17 protein-coding genes are annotated in these 14419 nt (G+C 67.0%); 13 read left to right on the forward strand and 4 right to left on the reverse strand.

The annotated features are described in order from the left end of the window. Positions 1 to 313: hypothetical protein (locus tag APR03_RS23340; RefSeq protein ID WP_253839655.1), on the forward strand; the 313-nt coding region annotated here is incomplete at its 5' end. A gap of 18 nt (positions 314 to 331) precedes the next feature. On the opposite strand, the gene APR03_RS23345 is transcribed toward APR03_RS23340, so the two are convergent. Further along, entirely contained in the window at positions 332 to 955 is a 624-nt protein-coding gene (locus APR03_RS23345; protein ID WP_253839657.1) for an NUDIX hydrolase, read from the reverse strand. A 210-nt stretch (positions 956 to 1165) separates the two neighbouring features. Between APR03_RS23345 and APR03_RS23350 the strand changes: the two genes are divergently transcribed. From APR03_RS23350 to APR03_RS23375, 6 genes are read left to right on the forward strand one after another with little or no spacing between them, the layout of a single operon-like run. After that, the gene (locus APR03_RS23350) at positions 1166 to 2380 is read left to right on the forward strand and encodes an HAD family hydrolase (protein WP_253839659.1); all 1215 of its coding nucleotides are present in this window, start codon (positions 1166 to 1168) and stop codon (positions 2378 to 2380) included. A gap of 32 nt (positions 2381 to 2412) precedes the next feature. Continuing rightward, complete coding sequence (locus APR03_RS23355; protein WP_253839661.1) at positions 2413 to 2619, forward strand: hypothetical protein; 207 nt, start codon at positions 2413 to 2415, stop codon at positions 2617 to 2619. Next, the gene (locus APR03_RS23360) at positions 2619 to 3131 is read left to right on the forward strand and encodes a hypothetical protein (RefSeq protein ID WP_253839663.1); all 513 of its coding nucleotides are present in this window, start codon (positions 2619 to 2621) and stop codon (positions 3129 to 3131) included. The genes APR03_RS23355 and APR03_RS23360 overlap by 1 nt, the downstream gene beginning before the upstream one ends. A gap of 34 nt (positions 3132 to 3165) precedes the next feature. Further along, on the forward strand, positions 3166 to 3780 hold the full coding sequence (locus APR03_RS23365) for a GNAT family N-acetyltransferase (RefSeq protein ID WP_253839665.1): 615 nt from the start codon (positions 3166 to 3168) through the stop codon (positions 3778 to 3780). After that, entirely contained in the window at positions 3777 to 4484 is a 708-nt protein-coding gene (locus APR03_RS23370) for a GNAT family N-acetyltransferase (protein ID WP_253839666.1), read from the forward strand. The genes APR03_RS23365 and APR03_RS23370 overlap by 4 nt, the downstream gene beginning before the upstream one ends. Continuing rightward, positions 4481 to 5734 (forward strand): class I SAM-dependent methyltransferase, encoded by a 1254-nt coding sequence (locus APR03_RS23375; RefSeq protein ID WP_253839667.1) that lies wholly within the window; start codon positions 4481 to 4483, stop codon positions 5732 to 5734. The genes APR03_RS23370 and APR03_RS23375 overlap by 4 nt, the downstream gene beginning before the upstream one ends. Before the next feature lie 39 nt (positions 5735 to 5773). Here APR03_RS23375 and APR03_RS23380 read toward each other — a convergent pair whose 3' ends face one another. Both APR03_RS23380 and APR03_RS23385 read right to left on the reverse strand, forming a co-directional pair. Beyond that, entirely contained in the window at positions 5774 to 6304 is a 531-nt protein-coding gene (locus APR03_RS23380; protein ID WP_253839668.1) for a class IV adenylate cyclase, read from the reverse strand. 28 nt (positions 6305 to 6332) lie between these two features. After that, a complete protein-coding gene (locus tag APR03_RS23385; protein ID WP_253839669.1) occupies positions 6333 to 7415 on the reverse strand; it encodes a radical SAM protein in 1083 nt (360 codons plus the stop codon). A gap of 340 nt (positions 7416 to 7755) precedes the next feature. Between APR03_RS23385 and APR03_RS25380 the strand changes: the two genes are divergently transcribed. Genes APR03_RS25380 through APR03_RS23400 form a run of 3 tightly spaced genes read left to right on the forward strand, consistent with a single transcriptional unit; the run spans position 7756 to position 10327 of the window. Then, positions 7756 to 8907 carry a helix-turn-helix domain-containing protein gene (locus APR03_RS25380; RefSeq protein ID WP_308216538.1) on the forward strand — a complete coding sequence of 384 codons (1152 nt, stop codon included), beginning with the start codon at positions 7756 to 7758 and terminating at the stop codon, positions 8905 to 8907. Then, positions 8904 to 9479 carry a cysteine hydrolase family protein gene (locus APR03_RS23395; protein ID WP_253839672.1) on the forward strand — a complete coding sequence of 192 codons (576 nt, stop codon included), beginning with the start codon at positions 8904 to 8906 and terminating at the stop codon, positions 9477 to 9479. Before APR03_RS25380 ends, APR03_RS23395 begins: the two co-directional genes overlap by 4 nt. Further along, positions 9476 to 10327, forward strand: a complete 852-nt coding sequence (locus APR03_RS23400) for an FAD-dependent oxidoreductase (RefSeq protein ID WP_253839674.1) — start codon at positions 9476 to 9478, stop codon at positions 10325 to 10327. Before APR03_RS23395 ends, APR03_RS23400 begins: the two co-directional genes overlap by 4 nt. Before the next feature lie 58 nt (positions 10328 to 10385). Here the strand turns inward: APR03_RS23400 and APR03_RS23405 are convergent, their stop codons facing one another. Further along, positions 10386 to 10880, reverse strand: a complete 495-nt coding sequence (locus APR03_RS23405) for a GNAT family N-acetyltransferase (RefSeq protein WP_253839676.1) — start codon at positions 10878 to 10880, stop codon at positions 10386 to 10388. A gap of 230 nt (positions 10881 to 11110) precedes the next feature. On the opposite strand from APR03_RS23405, the gene APR03_RS23410 reads away from it, so the two are divergent. The 3 genes from APR03_RS23410 to APR03_RS23420 all read left to right on the forward strand — a co-directional run bounded on the left by APR03_RS23410 (position 11111) and on the right by APR03_RS23420 (position 14349). Beyond that, positions 11111 to 11728, forward strand: coding sequence for a DUF4291 domain-containing protein (locus APR03_RS23410; protein ID WP_253839677.1), 618 nt, complete (start codon positions 11111 to 11113; stop codon positions 11726 to 11728). A gap of 559 nt (positions 11729 to 12287) precedes the next feature. Next, on the forward strand, positions 12288 to 13220 hold the full coding sequence (locus APR03_RS23415; protein WP_253839678.1) for a hypothetical protein: 933 nt from the start codon (positions 12288 to 12290) through the stop codon (positions 13218 to 13220). Continuing rightward, positions 13213 to 14349: a ParB N-terminal domain-containing protein gene (locus APR03_RS23420; protein WP_253839679.1), complete on the forward strand. Its 1137-nt coding sequence runs from the start codon at positions 13213 to 13215 to the stop codon at positions 14347 to 14349. The genes APR03_RS23415 and APR03_RS23420 overlap by 8 nt, the downstream gene beginning before the upstream one ends. Positions 14350 to 14419 lie beyond the last annotated feature (70 nt).

The following is a 14419-nucleotide window of genomic DNA, read 5'->3' on the forward strand; positions in this document are numbered from 1 at the left end:
CCTGCCGTCCTGGCTCACCCCTCGGCCTGCCTGCTACGCCGACACCGAGGACGGCGGCTACGTCGAAGACCCCGGACACGTCGAGATCCTCTCGATGCTCGCGGACCTGAACGCCACCGACAACACGTTCTTCGTGATCTACCCCGAGGACGAAGACATCGACTGGTCGATCTCGGTCCACACCCGCCCCGGAGCGTTCGGCGGCTACGAGATCGAGCACCGCGACCCCGCCACCGGCGAGCAAGCCACCACCGTCGAAGCCGACCACGCCACCATCGCCACCCACGTCCTGGACTGGCTCAGCCACCGCTGACCACTTCCGAAACACGCCCTAGAGCCGGCCTTCGGCACGGTCCAGAAGGACCTTCATAAGCCCTGCTACCGATGCCGCGCCGACGATCTGCCCGGACTCGATCAGTCCCGGGACCTCGGCGAGCGGGATCCACCGGATCTCCTCCGCCTCGTTGATATCGGGGGCAGCACCTGTGTCATGCCCGCCGCGGGCGAGGTAGATGATGTTGGGCTGGTCCACGGTGCCGACCATCGGCTGGAAGCGCAGGTACTCGCGGACCTCGCGAGGTCGCCACCCGGTCTCTTCCTCGGCCTCGCGGAAAGCAGCGGCCTGGGGTCCCTCGTTCGGGTCGAGGTAGCCACCAGGCAGCTCCCAGACCCAGGAGTCGATGATGAACCGGTGCCGCCACATCATCAGGACCCGGTCCTGGTCGTCCAGCATCAAGACCATGATCGCGGCCGGGACCCGGAGCACCCACTGCTCGAACTCCACGCCGTCGGGCAGACGCACGCTGGCGATGCTCACGTTCGCCCGACGGGTGTCATCCACCAGTCGCTCGCCCAGGATCTCCCATTGCGTCGGCCTGCTCGGCGTCACGGCGGCCTGTGCGGAAACCGCTGGGGTCGGCGTGCTGGGCGTCGAGTTGCTCGGCTGAGTGCTCACGCTCGGCAGCGTACGGCCTGCTCGTACGGAACCGCCACGGGCGGGAACCCTCATCGGCGTACGCCAGCCGTCGTTTACTCAGCGGTGTACTCCGAAGCAGGCAGTTGTCTGCTGACAACGGCTGACGCGCCGCTCCTACCAGCGAACACCCCGCCCCGGCCAGAGTTTCGGCAAAGAGCACGACACCCCGACACCTGCCGAGGACGCACCGTGAGCACTACACCCCTCAAGCCCCAGACGTTTGCTCGCTCTTCGATGCTCGTCGCATGCGATATCGACGGAACACTCCTGGAACGAGGCGGGAAGATCCCGGCGGAGACCGTGACGGCTCTGGATCTGGTGCGTGCGGCCGGACACGAGGTGGTGCTGGCGACTGGTCGGTCGTTGGTCGGATTGCTCCCCGTTGCGACAAGGCTCGGCCTGACCGAAGGATTCGCTGTCTGCTCCAACGGGGCTATGACCGTTCGCCTGGAGCGCGGTGCGGCCTCGGGCTACTCAGTTCACGAAGCCCGACGCTTCGATCCGAGCGCACTGATCGACCGGGTCCTTGGTCTAGTGCCCGGTGCGTACGTCGGGGTGGAAGAGATCGGCTGGGGCTGGCGAGTGAACGCCCTGTTCGAGCGAGGGCTGCTCAACGGGGAACAGAAGCAGGTACCTGTCGCTGACTTGTGCGCGGTGCCGGCAACCCGCGTCGCTCTACATGGTCCTGGTATCGCACAGCATGCCCAGGCCTTGGCCGAGTCCGGTGTGACGGTGACGCCGGCGGGCGCCGACTGGCTGGATGTCACCGCGCCGGAAACCAACAAAGCCTCAGCGCTCGAGCGACTGCGAGTGCACAGGAATATCCGCCCCGACGCCACGGTGGCCGTGGGGGACGGTGTCAACGACATCGACATGCTCGCCTGGGCCGATCGAGGTGTCGCGATGGGGCACGCACCAGAGGTTGTCCGGGCCGCGGCACGCGAGATCACCGGCACGATCGGTCAGCGCGGAGCAGTGGCTGTTCTGCGCTCACTACTACCGCTCAATGTCGAGACGGCCACGCTGTCGCGGCTCGCGGGCCAGCTTGCCATGGCGGTACACACTGCGTCGGGCCCGACGACATTGCGCGTCTGGCACGAGCACCACTCAGAGATAGCGCGTTGCGACACCTGGACTCTTCGCGACGGCGTACGGGAGCGGCATGGTCCGATCCCCTCCGGCTCGGGCGCAACGATGCGCGCGCTCGAACTCGCCGCTCGTGAAGCCGGTCTCGAATATCCACGAGGTGACATCGGCCGACGCCGCGCGCACTGGCGCAGCGTGCACGACGGCCGAGGCCGGGCCGGGTTTGAGCTGCCCCTGTACATGCGGCTGGATGCTCTTACTCGGACGGCCGGACAACCCGGACCCAACCCCGAGCGGCCGCCTGCGAACTCCCATTGACCAATGTGTTGCACACTGCCAACAGTCCGGGGATGATCGCCATGCACAAAGAAGTCCGTAAAGCAGTCGACGAGGCACGACGGGCCGGCTTCACCGTGCGCGAGCTGAGCGGCCATACCTGGGGTCATATCGAGTGCTCGTGCGGAGCACACGTCAAGGTGTTCTCCACCGGCCGCAACCCCGAGAACGGCGCACGGCTGATCCGCAGATTCGTCGAACAGCACAGGAAGCACGTGTGATGACCGAATACGAGTTCTCCCTAGTTCTGGAACGCGATCCCGACGACGCCCAGACCGAAGCCATCGCGGGCAACGTGCCGTCCGTGACGGGCCTGGAGGGCGGCGGACCCGTCCCACTGGCACACGTGGTCATCGACGCGGCGAACTTCGCGACAGCAGTCAACTCGACCGTGCAGCAGATCGAAGCTTGCGGCGCGCTCGTCGTGGGGCTGCAGACCGACGACCTGATCTCGATCAAGGAGATCGCCACCCGCACAGGCCGCAGCCGCGAGTCTGCGCGCCTGCTTGCGACCGGGAAGCGTGGCCCGGGAGGATTCCCCTCCCCCGTCTCCCCTGAGCCATGGAGCCTGTACTCCTGGACCGAGGTTGGAGGTTGGTTCTCCGAACACTTCCCGGAGCAGGACTTCGACCTGGACCGGCAGGCCACCGCCGCCGATCACTTCCTGCGTGGAAGGCACATCATCCGCAAGGAGCCGAACGCGGACGCCTGGGCGCAACTCTTATCCATCTGAGCAGGACGAAGCCGTGCAAGCACCACCCGACTTCTTGGAGCCGACCATCAACACGATCGCCCCGGATCTGTGGCTGACCCACGACGACATCGGCCTCGGCCCGCTCCGCGCCGACCTGGCCGAGACCTACTGGCGCTGGGAGAACTCGCTACCGGTCATGGCCGGCTACGCCCGCCAGACCCCCGAGTCCCTCACTGAACGCACCGCCGGGCTTGAAGCCCAGCTCGAAGGCAGCGCCGACCAGACCCGGTTCACCATCTACCGCCACCACGACGACGCCTGGACACCGGTCGGGATGACGTCCCTGCTCATCGACGACCGCTACCGCACCGCCGAGTTCTTCATCTACATCGGCGAACCCGACCACCGCGGGCGCGGCACCGGCACGATCGCTACCACGATGGTGCTGGACTGGGCCTTCCACGTCACCGCGCTGCGCTGCGTCTATCTTGAGGTCCTGGCGAACAACACCGCCGCCATCCGCGCCTACGAGAAGGCCGGATTCCGCACCGTCGGTACCCGACGCCGCACCGGCTCATGGCTCGGCCAACCCGCAGACGAGCTCATCATGGACGCCGTCCCTGAGGAGTACAGCGGACCGCGACTCGTCGAAGCCGCCGTCCTCGGTACCCCGCGAGCCCATCCATGACGGGTACCTCTCGGGACGCTCTGAGCGCAGTCCTACCGACATTCGGATTGCGGGTCCGTTGGGATGACCTGGAGCTCCGCCTGCCCGACGACATCGAGCTACTCGCACTCGCCGGCCTCGCCGCCGATGGTGTGCACAACCCCGAGGTCGCCCCGTTCTCCTGGCCATGGACCCGGGGCACCCACGAAGAGGTCAAGCGGAATGTCCTCGCTCACCAGTGGAAGAACCGGGGCCGGACCGCCGCCGACGACTGGGCACTGTCGCTTGCCGTGTTCCGCGACGGCGCGATCGTCGGGGAGCAACAGATCTCCGCGAAGTACTTCCGGGTCACCCGCTCGGGACTCACCGGCTCCTGGCTCGGGCTTCGACACCATGGCCAGGGCATCGGCACCCGGATGCGACTCATGGTGCTACACCTCGCCTTCGAAGGGCTCGACGCAGCAGAGATGATCAGCGAGGCGTACGACGACAATCCCGCCTCGAACGCGGTGTCCCGCCGTCTGGGATACATGGCGAACGGGTCGCGGGTCACCGCCCGCGAAGGACAGTCGGTCATCGAGCACAGCTACCGCTTGACCCGAGAGCTGTGGGACGCCCGCCCGGACGACCTGCGTGCCGAGATCGCAATCGAGGGAGGCTCGTCGGTCCGCCAGCTGTTCGGAATCGATCAACCGAAGCGATCGACTTACAGGGGGAATGCATGATCCAGAGCGATGCGCAGACCGACATCGAGGCCGACCCGACGTTGAGTCCCGAGGCCTTGCGTGAGCGGATGATCGCTGAGCTCATCGACTCGGGTGTGCTCTCGGACCCGAAGATTGAGGCAGCGTTCCGTGCAGTAGCGCGCGAGGTGTTCGCACCCACTGGCACCCCGGCAGACCTGCCATACGGGATCCACAATGCCTTGCAGACGCGGTTCGCCGACGACGGCAAGGCGCTGTCCTCGCTGTCCGCACCAACGATGCACGCGGGCAACCTGGCCCAGGCCCATGTCGAGGACGGCCAGCGCGTGCTGGAGATCGGGTCCGGCGGCCCGAACGCGGCAATGCTTGCCCACCTCGTCGGACCCACCGGCCAGGTGGTGAGTGTCGATATCGACGCAGGAGTCACCGCCCGTACACGCACCGGGCTCGCACAGCTCGGCCTCACCGACCGGGTCGAGGTCATCACCGCCGACGCCGCCGAACCCCTCGGGCGCGGTGTGTTCGATCGGATCATGGTCACCGTCTCCCCCTGGTCCCTCCCGGACACCTGGATCGAGCAGCTCGCGCCCGACGGGATCCTGGTCGTCCCCCTCCAGGTCGCCCCAGGGCTCCAGCGCATCATCGGCTTCCGCAAGAAAGACGGGCGGCTCGTCTCGGAGTCAACCGTGCCGGGCGGGTTCGTGCCGCTGCAGGGCGCGGAACTGTTCAACCCCGCCTCTGCCCAGCTGACAGGACCGTCAGGCAAGCCGGTCACGTTCACGTTCCCCGGCATCGGGATCCCTGAGCGGTTCGGAGTGTCAGACGACGTACTGGCGTCCGACCCGACCGAGGCCTGGTCCGGCGTGATCTACAAGAACCGCACCATCTGGCTCGACCTGCTCACCTACCTCCTGGTCCAGCCAGGCGCCTTCGCGATGGAAGCCGAGGACCCGGCGGACCGCGGCTCAAACATGTCGTTCTACCCGGCCCGGGTCGACGGGGCGTCGTTCGCGGCCTTGCACCGCCGCCCCGCCTCAGAGACCACGGTTGAAGTCGGCGCGATCGGCAAGGGCCCCGACGCGGCACCGCTCACCCGACGGCTCGCCGACACGATCGCCCGCTACGGCGCCGAATACCGCGGCGCCGAACCGCTGTTCCAGTGGTGGCCGACCGGCACCGAGCTCGAAGAGGTCCCGCCGCACGTGGCGCATCTGCCACGCGCGCACGGCACGCTGACCATCAGCTGGCCTGTGACGGGATGCCATATGTAGTCGCCCCGGGATGGGCGGGTAACGCGCCCTTCGCGCCCTTCAGAAGCGGAGCTCGGAGATCGCAGACAGGTCGATGCCGTACCTGCCGTAGACCTTGATCGTGTTCTCCCCGGTGAGGTCATCAGCACCGTAGCCGAGCACGCCGGCGATACGGATTACTTCCTCGGCTGACCCGGCTTCGATCTCCAGGTAAGTGGGAATCCGCGGCCAGCTGTCTATCTCGATCTCGGCGCCGTCGAGAAGGAAGCTCACCCGCTTGTTCTCCTGGTACGACTTCGCGGTGAAACCGAGTATCCCGAGCAGCACGTTGGTCTCCTCGAAGCTGTTGACGACGACCTCGGTCTCATGGGTGCCGTCGATCGCGTCGCTCTTGATCTCCTTGACCGTGAGCGTCGTTTCCTTGCCGGTGTCCCGCAGCCGGATCCACTTGGACATGTCGCCGGGCACGATGTCGTAGACATACCGGCGCATGAGCTTTTCGCCCAGTTTCTGCCCGCCCTTGTCGAGGATCGTCCGCTCGACGGCGGCTGGGTCGATGTCGAGGATCTTGCCCTCGTGCTCGATCGGCACAACAGGTCCTTTCGGTTGGTGTTCTGTGTCAGCCAGCGGCGCTGGCGGTCAACTCGCGGTACTCGGCATCCCGCAACGCCAGGATCTCCTCGCGGAGACCACTGGACAGGAACTCGTCGACGGGCTGGCACAGGTCCATGCGCTGGATGCAGACGCCTACCTGGTACTGACCGTCGCGATCGTAGTAAAGCCGGACGCCGTAGAAGCCCTCCTCGCAGTCGGTGTCGTTGTTGAACTTGCACCCGGCACACGTCTCGGGCAGGCGGACCCGTCTGATCTGCTTGAAGTACACGCGACGCCCGTCAGGCAGCCTGTACGAGGTGCGCGAACCGGAGACACCCGCGGTGACGTAGTTCGCCTCGGGAACAGCACCACGCTCGGCCAGGACTCGCTCGATCGCGTCCACCGAGGCGGACCCGTGGTCGAGCGAGTTGAGCAGGCGGACGGTCAGGTGCGGCGAGTACTCGTCGAGCAGCCGGTGCACGCGAGGCGCGTGGCTGTCGTCCAGGACGACGATGTTCGCGCTGGCCTTGACTCCGCGATCCGCACAGACGCTGATCGAGCGGTGGAGCTCCTTGATCTTCCGTTCAGCGAGCTTGGGGTTCCGGTACTTCGCGTGCTGGACCTCGGCGAGCTCGTTCGCGGTCGTCCCGAAGATCGAAAAGTTGACCCGATCAAGCCCAGCCTCCGCACAGTCCGACAGGACGTTGCCGCCGTTCTCCCCGTTGGAGGTCATGCCGACCTGGTAGCCGGCACCGGTGGCGATCTTGGTCAGTCGCGCGACGTCCCGGTGCAACGTCGGCTCGCCGCCGGTCAGGTGCACCTCGGTCAGCTCGAGCGCATCGCGCAGGTCCGCGAGCACCCGACCGAATCGCTCGTCGGCGGGAATCGGGGCGGGCAAGAACCTCGCGCCGTTGGTCGCGGCGTAGATCGACATGCGTCCGCTCGGTCCGCCGATCGTGAAGGTGCCGGCCGAACGGCCTCGGTTGTCCGCTGCGACCGGAGTGCCTTCGTTGTGGCAGAACGTGCAGGTCAGTCCGCAGGTGTCGCCAACCTTGACCCGCAGTGTCGTGTCGGGCTCGACATACGTGGGGATTCCGGGCACGGGCATGTGACTGTCCCTTCGTCGTGCATGGCTGATCACGCAGGGCCACGACATAGGCGGCGTGTGTGTCGCCGAGCGGCTCAGTGGTCGGACGGTTCAGTCCGTCTGCGTGTAACCAGCCTCACGGCGTCACCACTGGTTGGGGAACGACCGCCCGCGGCACCGTGCCCGAACGTCTGCTGTACCCACCGGCTTGCCCCCTGGCCCGGATCATCCAGTTGCGAGGGCCATCTGCATGTCTGCGTGACGGATGTGCTCAAGTTCGGGCACCATTGCCGAACCGGTGCTGAACTGCTGCCGAAGGTCGGAGGTGGGGGCCTGTCTTGAGGTCTGATGTGGGGGAACGATGACAGGCAGTGTGCACCGGTGGACCGGTCGAGAGACCAAGCAGCTTCGGCAGGCGCTTCGTATGACGCAGCGCCTGTTCGCCGAGCATCTGGGCGTCAGCGACCGAGTGGTCGCCAAGTGGGAGTCAGGGGGCACTGACTACGTTCCGCGGCCCGAGACACAGGCTCTTCTGGACACGGCGCTCGCTCGTGCTTCCGACGAACAGAGCGGGCGCTTTCACAGCCTGACGGCGCCAGGCGGCAAGCGCCTAGGTCGTGTCAGGGACGCCGCGGCCGACGCCATCCGGGTCGACTCGCACAAGTTCATGCCGGTCTTCGTCGGGCACTACCTCGCCGCCAGGCTCATGAAACGAGTCGGGCTCGAGGCGCCCGAGGCTCTTCTGGACACAGGATTCGCGCCCATCGATCACCCTGATGCCGACCAGTGCTCGCTCTATGTGCATCCCTGTGGAGTGGCCCTGTTCCACATCGTCCAGCCGCGCGAGCCCGAGACGCTCTCGGAGCTCGCCGAATGGCGGTACCGCACCTATGCGACAGACCCACCATGGGCCGCGCAGGTACTGGCGGATCTGCTCGGCGCCAACGGCCACACCGACCTGAGGCCGGAGTATGTGCTGTCCGCGTATTGGCTCCACGACTGCCCGTGGGACGACGCCCAGTACGAAACTGCTCTGCAGCTCATGGCGACACCGTCGCCGCTGGTCGATCGCAGCGACCCGAACGAGGTGAGGGTGCTCGGCGCAGAGACCGAGACGACGCTGTTGTCGTCGGGCTTCGCTCATCCGGCGGTCACGTCCATCGGAGTGCACGGAATCGCGGCAGGCTTCGTCGGATGGTCTGGGGTCTCCTATCACCCGCTGGCACTCGAGCGTGCGCTGACGATCGACGAACTCGTCGAGACCGAGGTACTCGCGCAGCTCATCTGGTGCTACTCGGCGCACATACAGAGATCCGTGGAGACCGGCCGTGACCCCGACGTCCCCGACCAATACGGCTGGCGCTTTCTGCGCGCAGCTCACTCGCGCCTGACTTCCGCCCGACCGCTGGAGACAGCCCAGCACCGCCTGATGAGAGAGGCCATCGTGAACACCAGTGGACTGACCGACATCCTGCTCGGTGCCCAAGCAGCCCTTCGAGAAGACCAGCGGTGACGAGCGTGACCAGCACCCAGCTCCGCAACCCTGCTCTCGTCGTCGTGGACGTACAGAACGGCTTCGTCAATCGGCACAGCAAGCACGTTGTCCCGGCCATCGCCGACCTCATCACAGCCTGGACGAGCCTGAAGCTTCCGGTGGTGTTCACCCGCTACCTCAACCAGCCGGGGAGCGCGTACGAAAAGTACTTCTCTTGGTCGCGCCTGATGGAATCGCCCGAGATCGACCTCGCACCTGAGATCCAGCCGCTCGCTGCCGGGCATCCTGTGATCGACAAGCTCGGGTACACCTTGTTCAGCGACGAGGGAGCAGCTCTGGTCAGTGACCAAGGCTGGAACGACCTGGTGTTCTGCGGGATCGCGACTGAGAGCTGCGTGCTGAAGTCTGCGGCCGACGCCTTTGAGCGCGGGTACGGGCCATGGGTCGTGACCGACGCCTGCGCCAGCGACGCAGGAACCGAGACCCACGAGGCCGGGCTCGCCGTCACTCGCCGCCTGATCGGACGGCGCCAGCTCGTCACCACCTCGACGCTGCTCGAATCGCTCGCGCCAACTCAAGCCGACCGATGACGTCAGAAACGGACCTGGTCATCATCGGCGGCGGACCCGCCGGATGCGCCGCAGCCGTCATGGCGGCAAGTGTCGGACTCACCAGCACCATCATCGAACCCAGGGCGCGTCTCGGCGGCGCTCTGTGGCGCATCGCCACCATCGACAACGCCCTCGGTGGGCACAGGACCGGTCCAGACCTCGCCGCAGCGGTACTCGCCGATGTCGAGCGCGCCGCGCCCGACATCGTGCACGCCGCGGTAACGCGCATCGACGCAACCGACCACTCGGTCAGCGTGACACTTGCCAGCGGGCGTCAGATCAAGGGGAAGCACGCCATCGTCGCAACCGGCGTCGCCCCCATCCAGCCGCACGACGCACCATGGATCATGGCAACCACCCCCATGAGGCTGTCTCCGCTGTGGGACGCCGATGCCGCTGGCGCCGTCGGCCAGACCTGGCTTGTCCTGGGTGCCGACCGCCCGCTCGGCACTTTTCTGCGCGCCAACCCGGCGCTCGATGTCAAGTTGCTGGTCCCGCACCCACCGTCAGATTCCTACAAGACCGATGAAGTCGCCGACGACCCACGGGTCACCTTGATCCCCGTGGACGCGCTGATGGTCGATGACGACCTTGTCGCACAGCCGGGCAACCTGCGGGGTGATCAGACATTCACCAATATCGGTGTCGCACCCGTGGCCATCCACGGACTCGTCCACGATGCGGACGGTTACTGCCCCATCGAGGGCCAGCACCCACGAGTGCACATCGCTGGCGACCTGCGCTCGTCACGCGGGCAACGTGTCCAGACCGCGATGGGGTCCGGCGCCGAGGCTGCGCTGAGTGCTTACTACGCAGGGCGAAGCTGATGGATGCGCTGCCCGCGGGACTCACATTTCAGTGTGGGCTGATCGAGCTGCGGTGTGCTCATCGCACCATGCGGATCAGCGCGAAGCCGAGGCTGTCGGTAAGCCCCGCGCCGTCCGGTGTGAACCCGTGCTTCTCGTAGAACCTACGGGCGCGCGGGTTCGCACCAGCCACCCAGAGTTCGGCGGACCGGTTGGACGGCAGAACGGTGTCGAGGAGGAGCCCGCCGATCCCGGTCCCGTGGTACTCACCGAGCACGTAGAGCGACCACAGCTCATCGTCCCGGACAGGCGGAGGAACGCCCTGCGTCGTCCGCGTCGGACCAGCCTTGGCGAAGCCCACCACCTGTTCGTCGACGACGGCGACCGAGGGGTGCCCGGCGTCGACGTCGGACAGCCGTTCGTGCCACCGCTGCGCGCGGCGCTCGACCGTGTCGGTCTCCCAGTGCTCGACCGGGAGCAGGCCGGAATAGGTCTGCACCCAGGAGGTGTGGTGCACGACGGCGATCGCCTCGGCGTCATCGGGGACCGCGGGCCGCACCAGTGGCTCGCTCATCGGCCCACGATGACACCTGACGCTCCCTGGCCGCGAGGCATTTGCGGCAGCCTCAGCACGTCGAGGCCAATCCGACTGTCCAGCACCGGCGTCCTCGCCTCGGGAACGTCCACGCCCTGACGCGGGGCGCTGCGCTCTTCCTGAGGTTCCTTCGGACCAGTACAGCGGTGGCTCCGTAGCCGAGAGAATGCCGTGGCGTCCCTCGGAGGACCGCCGATACGGTCGCGCTCATGCTCGAAATCCCGCAACGGCAGGTACGTGCTGTGTTCGACGACGCCACGATCGTCGTCTACCAGGCCTACCCACCCGCGATCGCTGACGCCGCCCTGGCAGCCGGGACGTTCGTGCCACCGTTCAAGCGCGAGCGGATGACCTGGATCAAGCCGTCGTTCCTCTGGATGATGTATCGCTCCGGCTGGGCGACCAAGCCCGGTCAGGAGCGCGTCTTGGCCGTCCGAATCACCCGCGCTGGGTTCGAGGAGGCGCTGGCGACTTCATGCCTGTCGCACTTCGACCGGTCGGTGTACGACGACGCCGCGGCCTGGACCACGCGCAAGCGCCAGTCCGAGGTGCGAGTGCAGTGGGACCCCGAGCGGACGTCGTCCGGCGGCCCCTTGCCGCACCGGTCGCTACAGGTCGGGCTCAGCGGCAGCGCCGTCAGCGCGTACATCGACGAGTGGATCGTCGGGATCGACGACGTCAATGAGCAGGTCCGCCATCTGCGCGACCTGCTGCGCTCCGATCCGGACGCTGTCGCCGCCATGCTTCCGCCGGAGGGCGCCTACCCACTTCCCGACGACGTCGCCCAGGTCATCGGTGCAACACCCACGCCGGTTGCGACCCGATGAAGCTGGCCGGGATGGCCTGAAGCACGCTGGCGGCCGACGTCGCCGTGGGCGGGCGGAAGTTCCGTGTGGTGCGCCCAGCTCCGCCGCCGCAGCACGCCCCGCTGTACAGACGAGTAGGTGGCGGGCGATGCGCACCGGCGCACACCGCCCGGGAAATGCAGCAGACCAGGATGCCGATCTCAAGCGACTGTGCCGCGAAGCAGGCCTCACGACGAGAAATAGGTGCGCGCCCCTGACCAGGGCACACGCTCCGCACACCAACAGGTGTGCGCTCCTTGGGTGTGCGGAAAGTGCGCGCACGATCTGCATGATCGCGCCCATGAACACGAAGCCGAACACTCCCCCGAAAGATCCCACGTCGCACGGCGACCCGAGCAATTCGTGCGGCCCGCGACCACCAGACACCGCGGCCAAACTGCACGAGTTGGGGGACATGGACGACCCACACATCGACCTGCGTGAACGCCATGTCCCCCAACCGCCTGGACTGCAGAATGCGCGCCCAGGGGGACGTCGCGTGGTACCTCGACGGGTACAGGTGCAAGTCACGGTGCAGGACATGGACGCCACCGATCGCATGACGCCGCCCGGCCCGCTCGGCCAGCCGGCAGAGCCACGCGGATTCACTTCACCAGAAGGCCTGCGCCAGCTCTTGCTTCGACTGCATGGCGCGGGCCCCGACGTCTGGGCCACCGATCCGGAGGCAGAGGCCCTGCTTGAGCACTGCGCCCGCCGGTTCGGTGCGCTGGCCCGCCGGTACCGGCAGACTCCGCACGACGCCGCGGTAGCCGCGTTCGAGGTGCTGCGTGCCGCCGCGACCGCGCGTGCCGTGGATCCGTGGGCGGTGGTGACCAGAGCGGTGGAACTGACCGTGCAGGCGAACGAGCGCGCCGACGCCCTGCTGTGCTCCACCGGCAAGGCCCGGCGCCTGATGTCCGGCGAGCACCATGACGTGGTCCGGTTCGGCGAGCGCGATGACGGCGACCGCTCGTGGGCAGACCACCTCGATGCGATCTCTGGTGCTCGGCGCCGGGCGTCCGCCGACGCTTCCGCCGGCCCGAGTCCAGTCAACGGTGTCACTCCCGGGGAGGTTCCGGTGGCCGTGACGAACGTCGTCGAGCTGCTCGTCGCGCTCGGCTGGCCCCGAGCCGTCGCCACGAACGGCCTGGACTACATCTGCTCCCGCTTGGTCGAGGCCGGCAACCCAGCCACCGCATTCGAGTACCTGCGGCGTGACCTGACGCCATTGACCCTGCTGGACATCCCGCACCGCTCGTGGACCGCCCTGTGCCGCATCGTCCTGGGACCCGATGATGGCCTCGGGCAGATCTCCGGTCTCCTGCGCCGTGTCCTGTCCGGCGAACCAATCGCCACTCTGCTGACGGATCAGAAGCTCGTCGGTCAGGTCGTCCGTTTCTCACCGTCAGGACACAGAGCCATCGTGCCCGCGACAGATCGATCGGCCATGACACGGACGGTGCGCAATGCCTGACGAAGCCGACGCCCTCGCCGGAGCGCTCACCGTGACCGTTGACTCGATCATCGTCGGGGCACGCCATCGCAAGGACGCTGGCGACCTTGATTCGCTCGCCGCGTCGATCGACCAGCTCGGGCTGCTGCAGCCCATCACCGTCACACCGGACCGGGTGCTGGTGTGCGGGTGGCGGCGTCTGGAGGCCGTCAAGCGCCTGGGTTGGAAGTCGATCAAGGTCTGGGTGCGCTCCGGGATCTCCGACCCGGTCACTGCTCTGCTGGCAGAACGCGACGAGAACACCCAACGGAAGGACTACACCCCGCTGGAGAAGGAAGCTCTCTACCGCGAGATCAAGGAACTACTCCGCGAAGATGCCGAGCGCCGGCAGGCCGAGACGCGGTTCGGCGGGGCGCGGCGGAATGAGAACAAGAAGACAGCCACGGTCGATGCCAGCGGTGGAGTCCACCGGACCTCACCGGGACAGCCTGAGGACAAGACAGATGCCACGCACGACCGGTCTGGACGGGGCAAAGTCCGGGAGCAGGCAGCGCTGATCGTCACCGGCAGCAAGTCGCAGAACACGCTCGAACGCCTCAGCATGCTCGTCGACCTCACTCGCGACGTCGCCCGGCCCGGCCACATCCGGAACCTCGCCACTGAGGCCCTGGCTCGGATCCAGGACGGGAACCCGGTATACCCCGAGTACGAGGCCGTACGGGCAGCTCTCGCCGCCACCGATCCGGACCAGCAGACTATCGAGCCTGTGACCGCCGACGACGTTCAGGAACTCCTGGCCACGGTCAGGAAGAACGATTACCGCCCGCACCCCTCGAACAACGACGCGGGTAAGTTCGAAGGCCGCGAGAACGATCACCCCGGCAGCAGGTTGCGGACCGCACCGGCCAGTCTTCGCCAGTGGGCCTCGATCTGGCCTGGCCTCAAAGGCTGGACCACCCAGTACGACCCCACGGTGATCGCCGCAAACGCCTCCGACACGGACTGGACCACCTTTAGCGAGGTCCTCGCGGAGACCAACGCGTTCGCCCGACGCGCGGAAGCCGTACGGAACGCAAACCAGGTGTTGCCCGACGCCGGCGTCCAGACGCTTTTCGACGCCACCGACGGCACGACGGACAGACCAGGGTGACTACGGTGCCATGGGCCAACCATGGCAGTGGAATTGATCCGACTCGGGCCACCACGGCAACTGAAAGCTG

The sequence above is a fragment of the Promicromonospora thailandica genome (assembly GCF_024171955.1).
GTDB lineage: Bacteria > Actinomycetota > Actinomycetes > Actinomycetales > Cellulomonadaceae > Promicromonospora > Promicromonospora thailandica.

Coding starts and splice junctions, on each gene's coding strand:
- APR03_RS23355 (WP_253839661.1), top strand. CDS start 2,413: ATGATCGCCATGCACAAAGAAGTCCGTAAAGCAGTCGACGAGGCACGA.
- APR03_RS23360 (WP_253839663.1), top strand. CDS start 2,619: ATGACCGAATACGAGTTCTCCCTAGTTCTGGAACGCGATCCCGACGAC.
- APR03_RS23370 (WP_253839666.1), top strand. CDS start 3,777: ATGACGGGTACCTCTCGGGACGCTCTGAGCGCAGTCCTACCGACATTC.
- APR03_RS23375 (WP_253839667.1), top strand. CDS start 4,481: ATGATCCAGAGCGATGCGCAGACCGACATCGAGGCCGACCCGACGTTG.
- APR03_RS23385 (WP_253839669.1), bottom strand. CDS start 7,415: ATGCCCGTGCCCGGAATCCCCACGTATGTCGAGCCCGACACGACACTG.
- APR03_RS25380 (WP_308216538.1), top strand. CDS start 7,756: ATGACAGGCAGTGTGCACCGGTGGACCGGTCGAGAGACCAAGCAGCTT.
- APR03_RS23400 (WP_253839674.1), top strand. CDS start 9,476: ATGACGTCAGAAACGGACCTGGTCATCATCGGCGGCGGACCCGCCGGA.
- APR03_RS23405 (WP_253839676.1), bottom strand. CDS start 10,880: ATGAGCGAGCCACTGGTGCGGCCCGCGGTCCCCGATGACGCCGAGGCG.
- APR03_RS23410 (WP_253839677.1), top strand. CDS start 11,111: ATGCTCGAAATCCCGCAACGGCAGGTACGTGCTGTGTTCGACGACGCC.
- APR03_RS23415 (WP_253839678.1), top strand. CDS start 12,288: ATGGACGCCACCGATCGCATGACGCCGCCCGGCCCGCTCGGCCAGCCG.
- APR03_RS23420 (WP_253839679.1), top strand. CDS start 13,213: ATGCCTGACGAAGCCGACGCCCTCGCCGGAGCGCTCACCGTGACCGTT.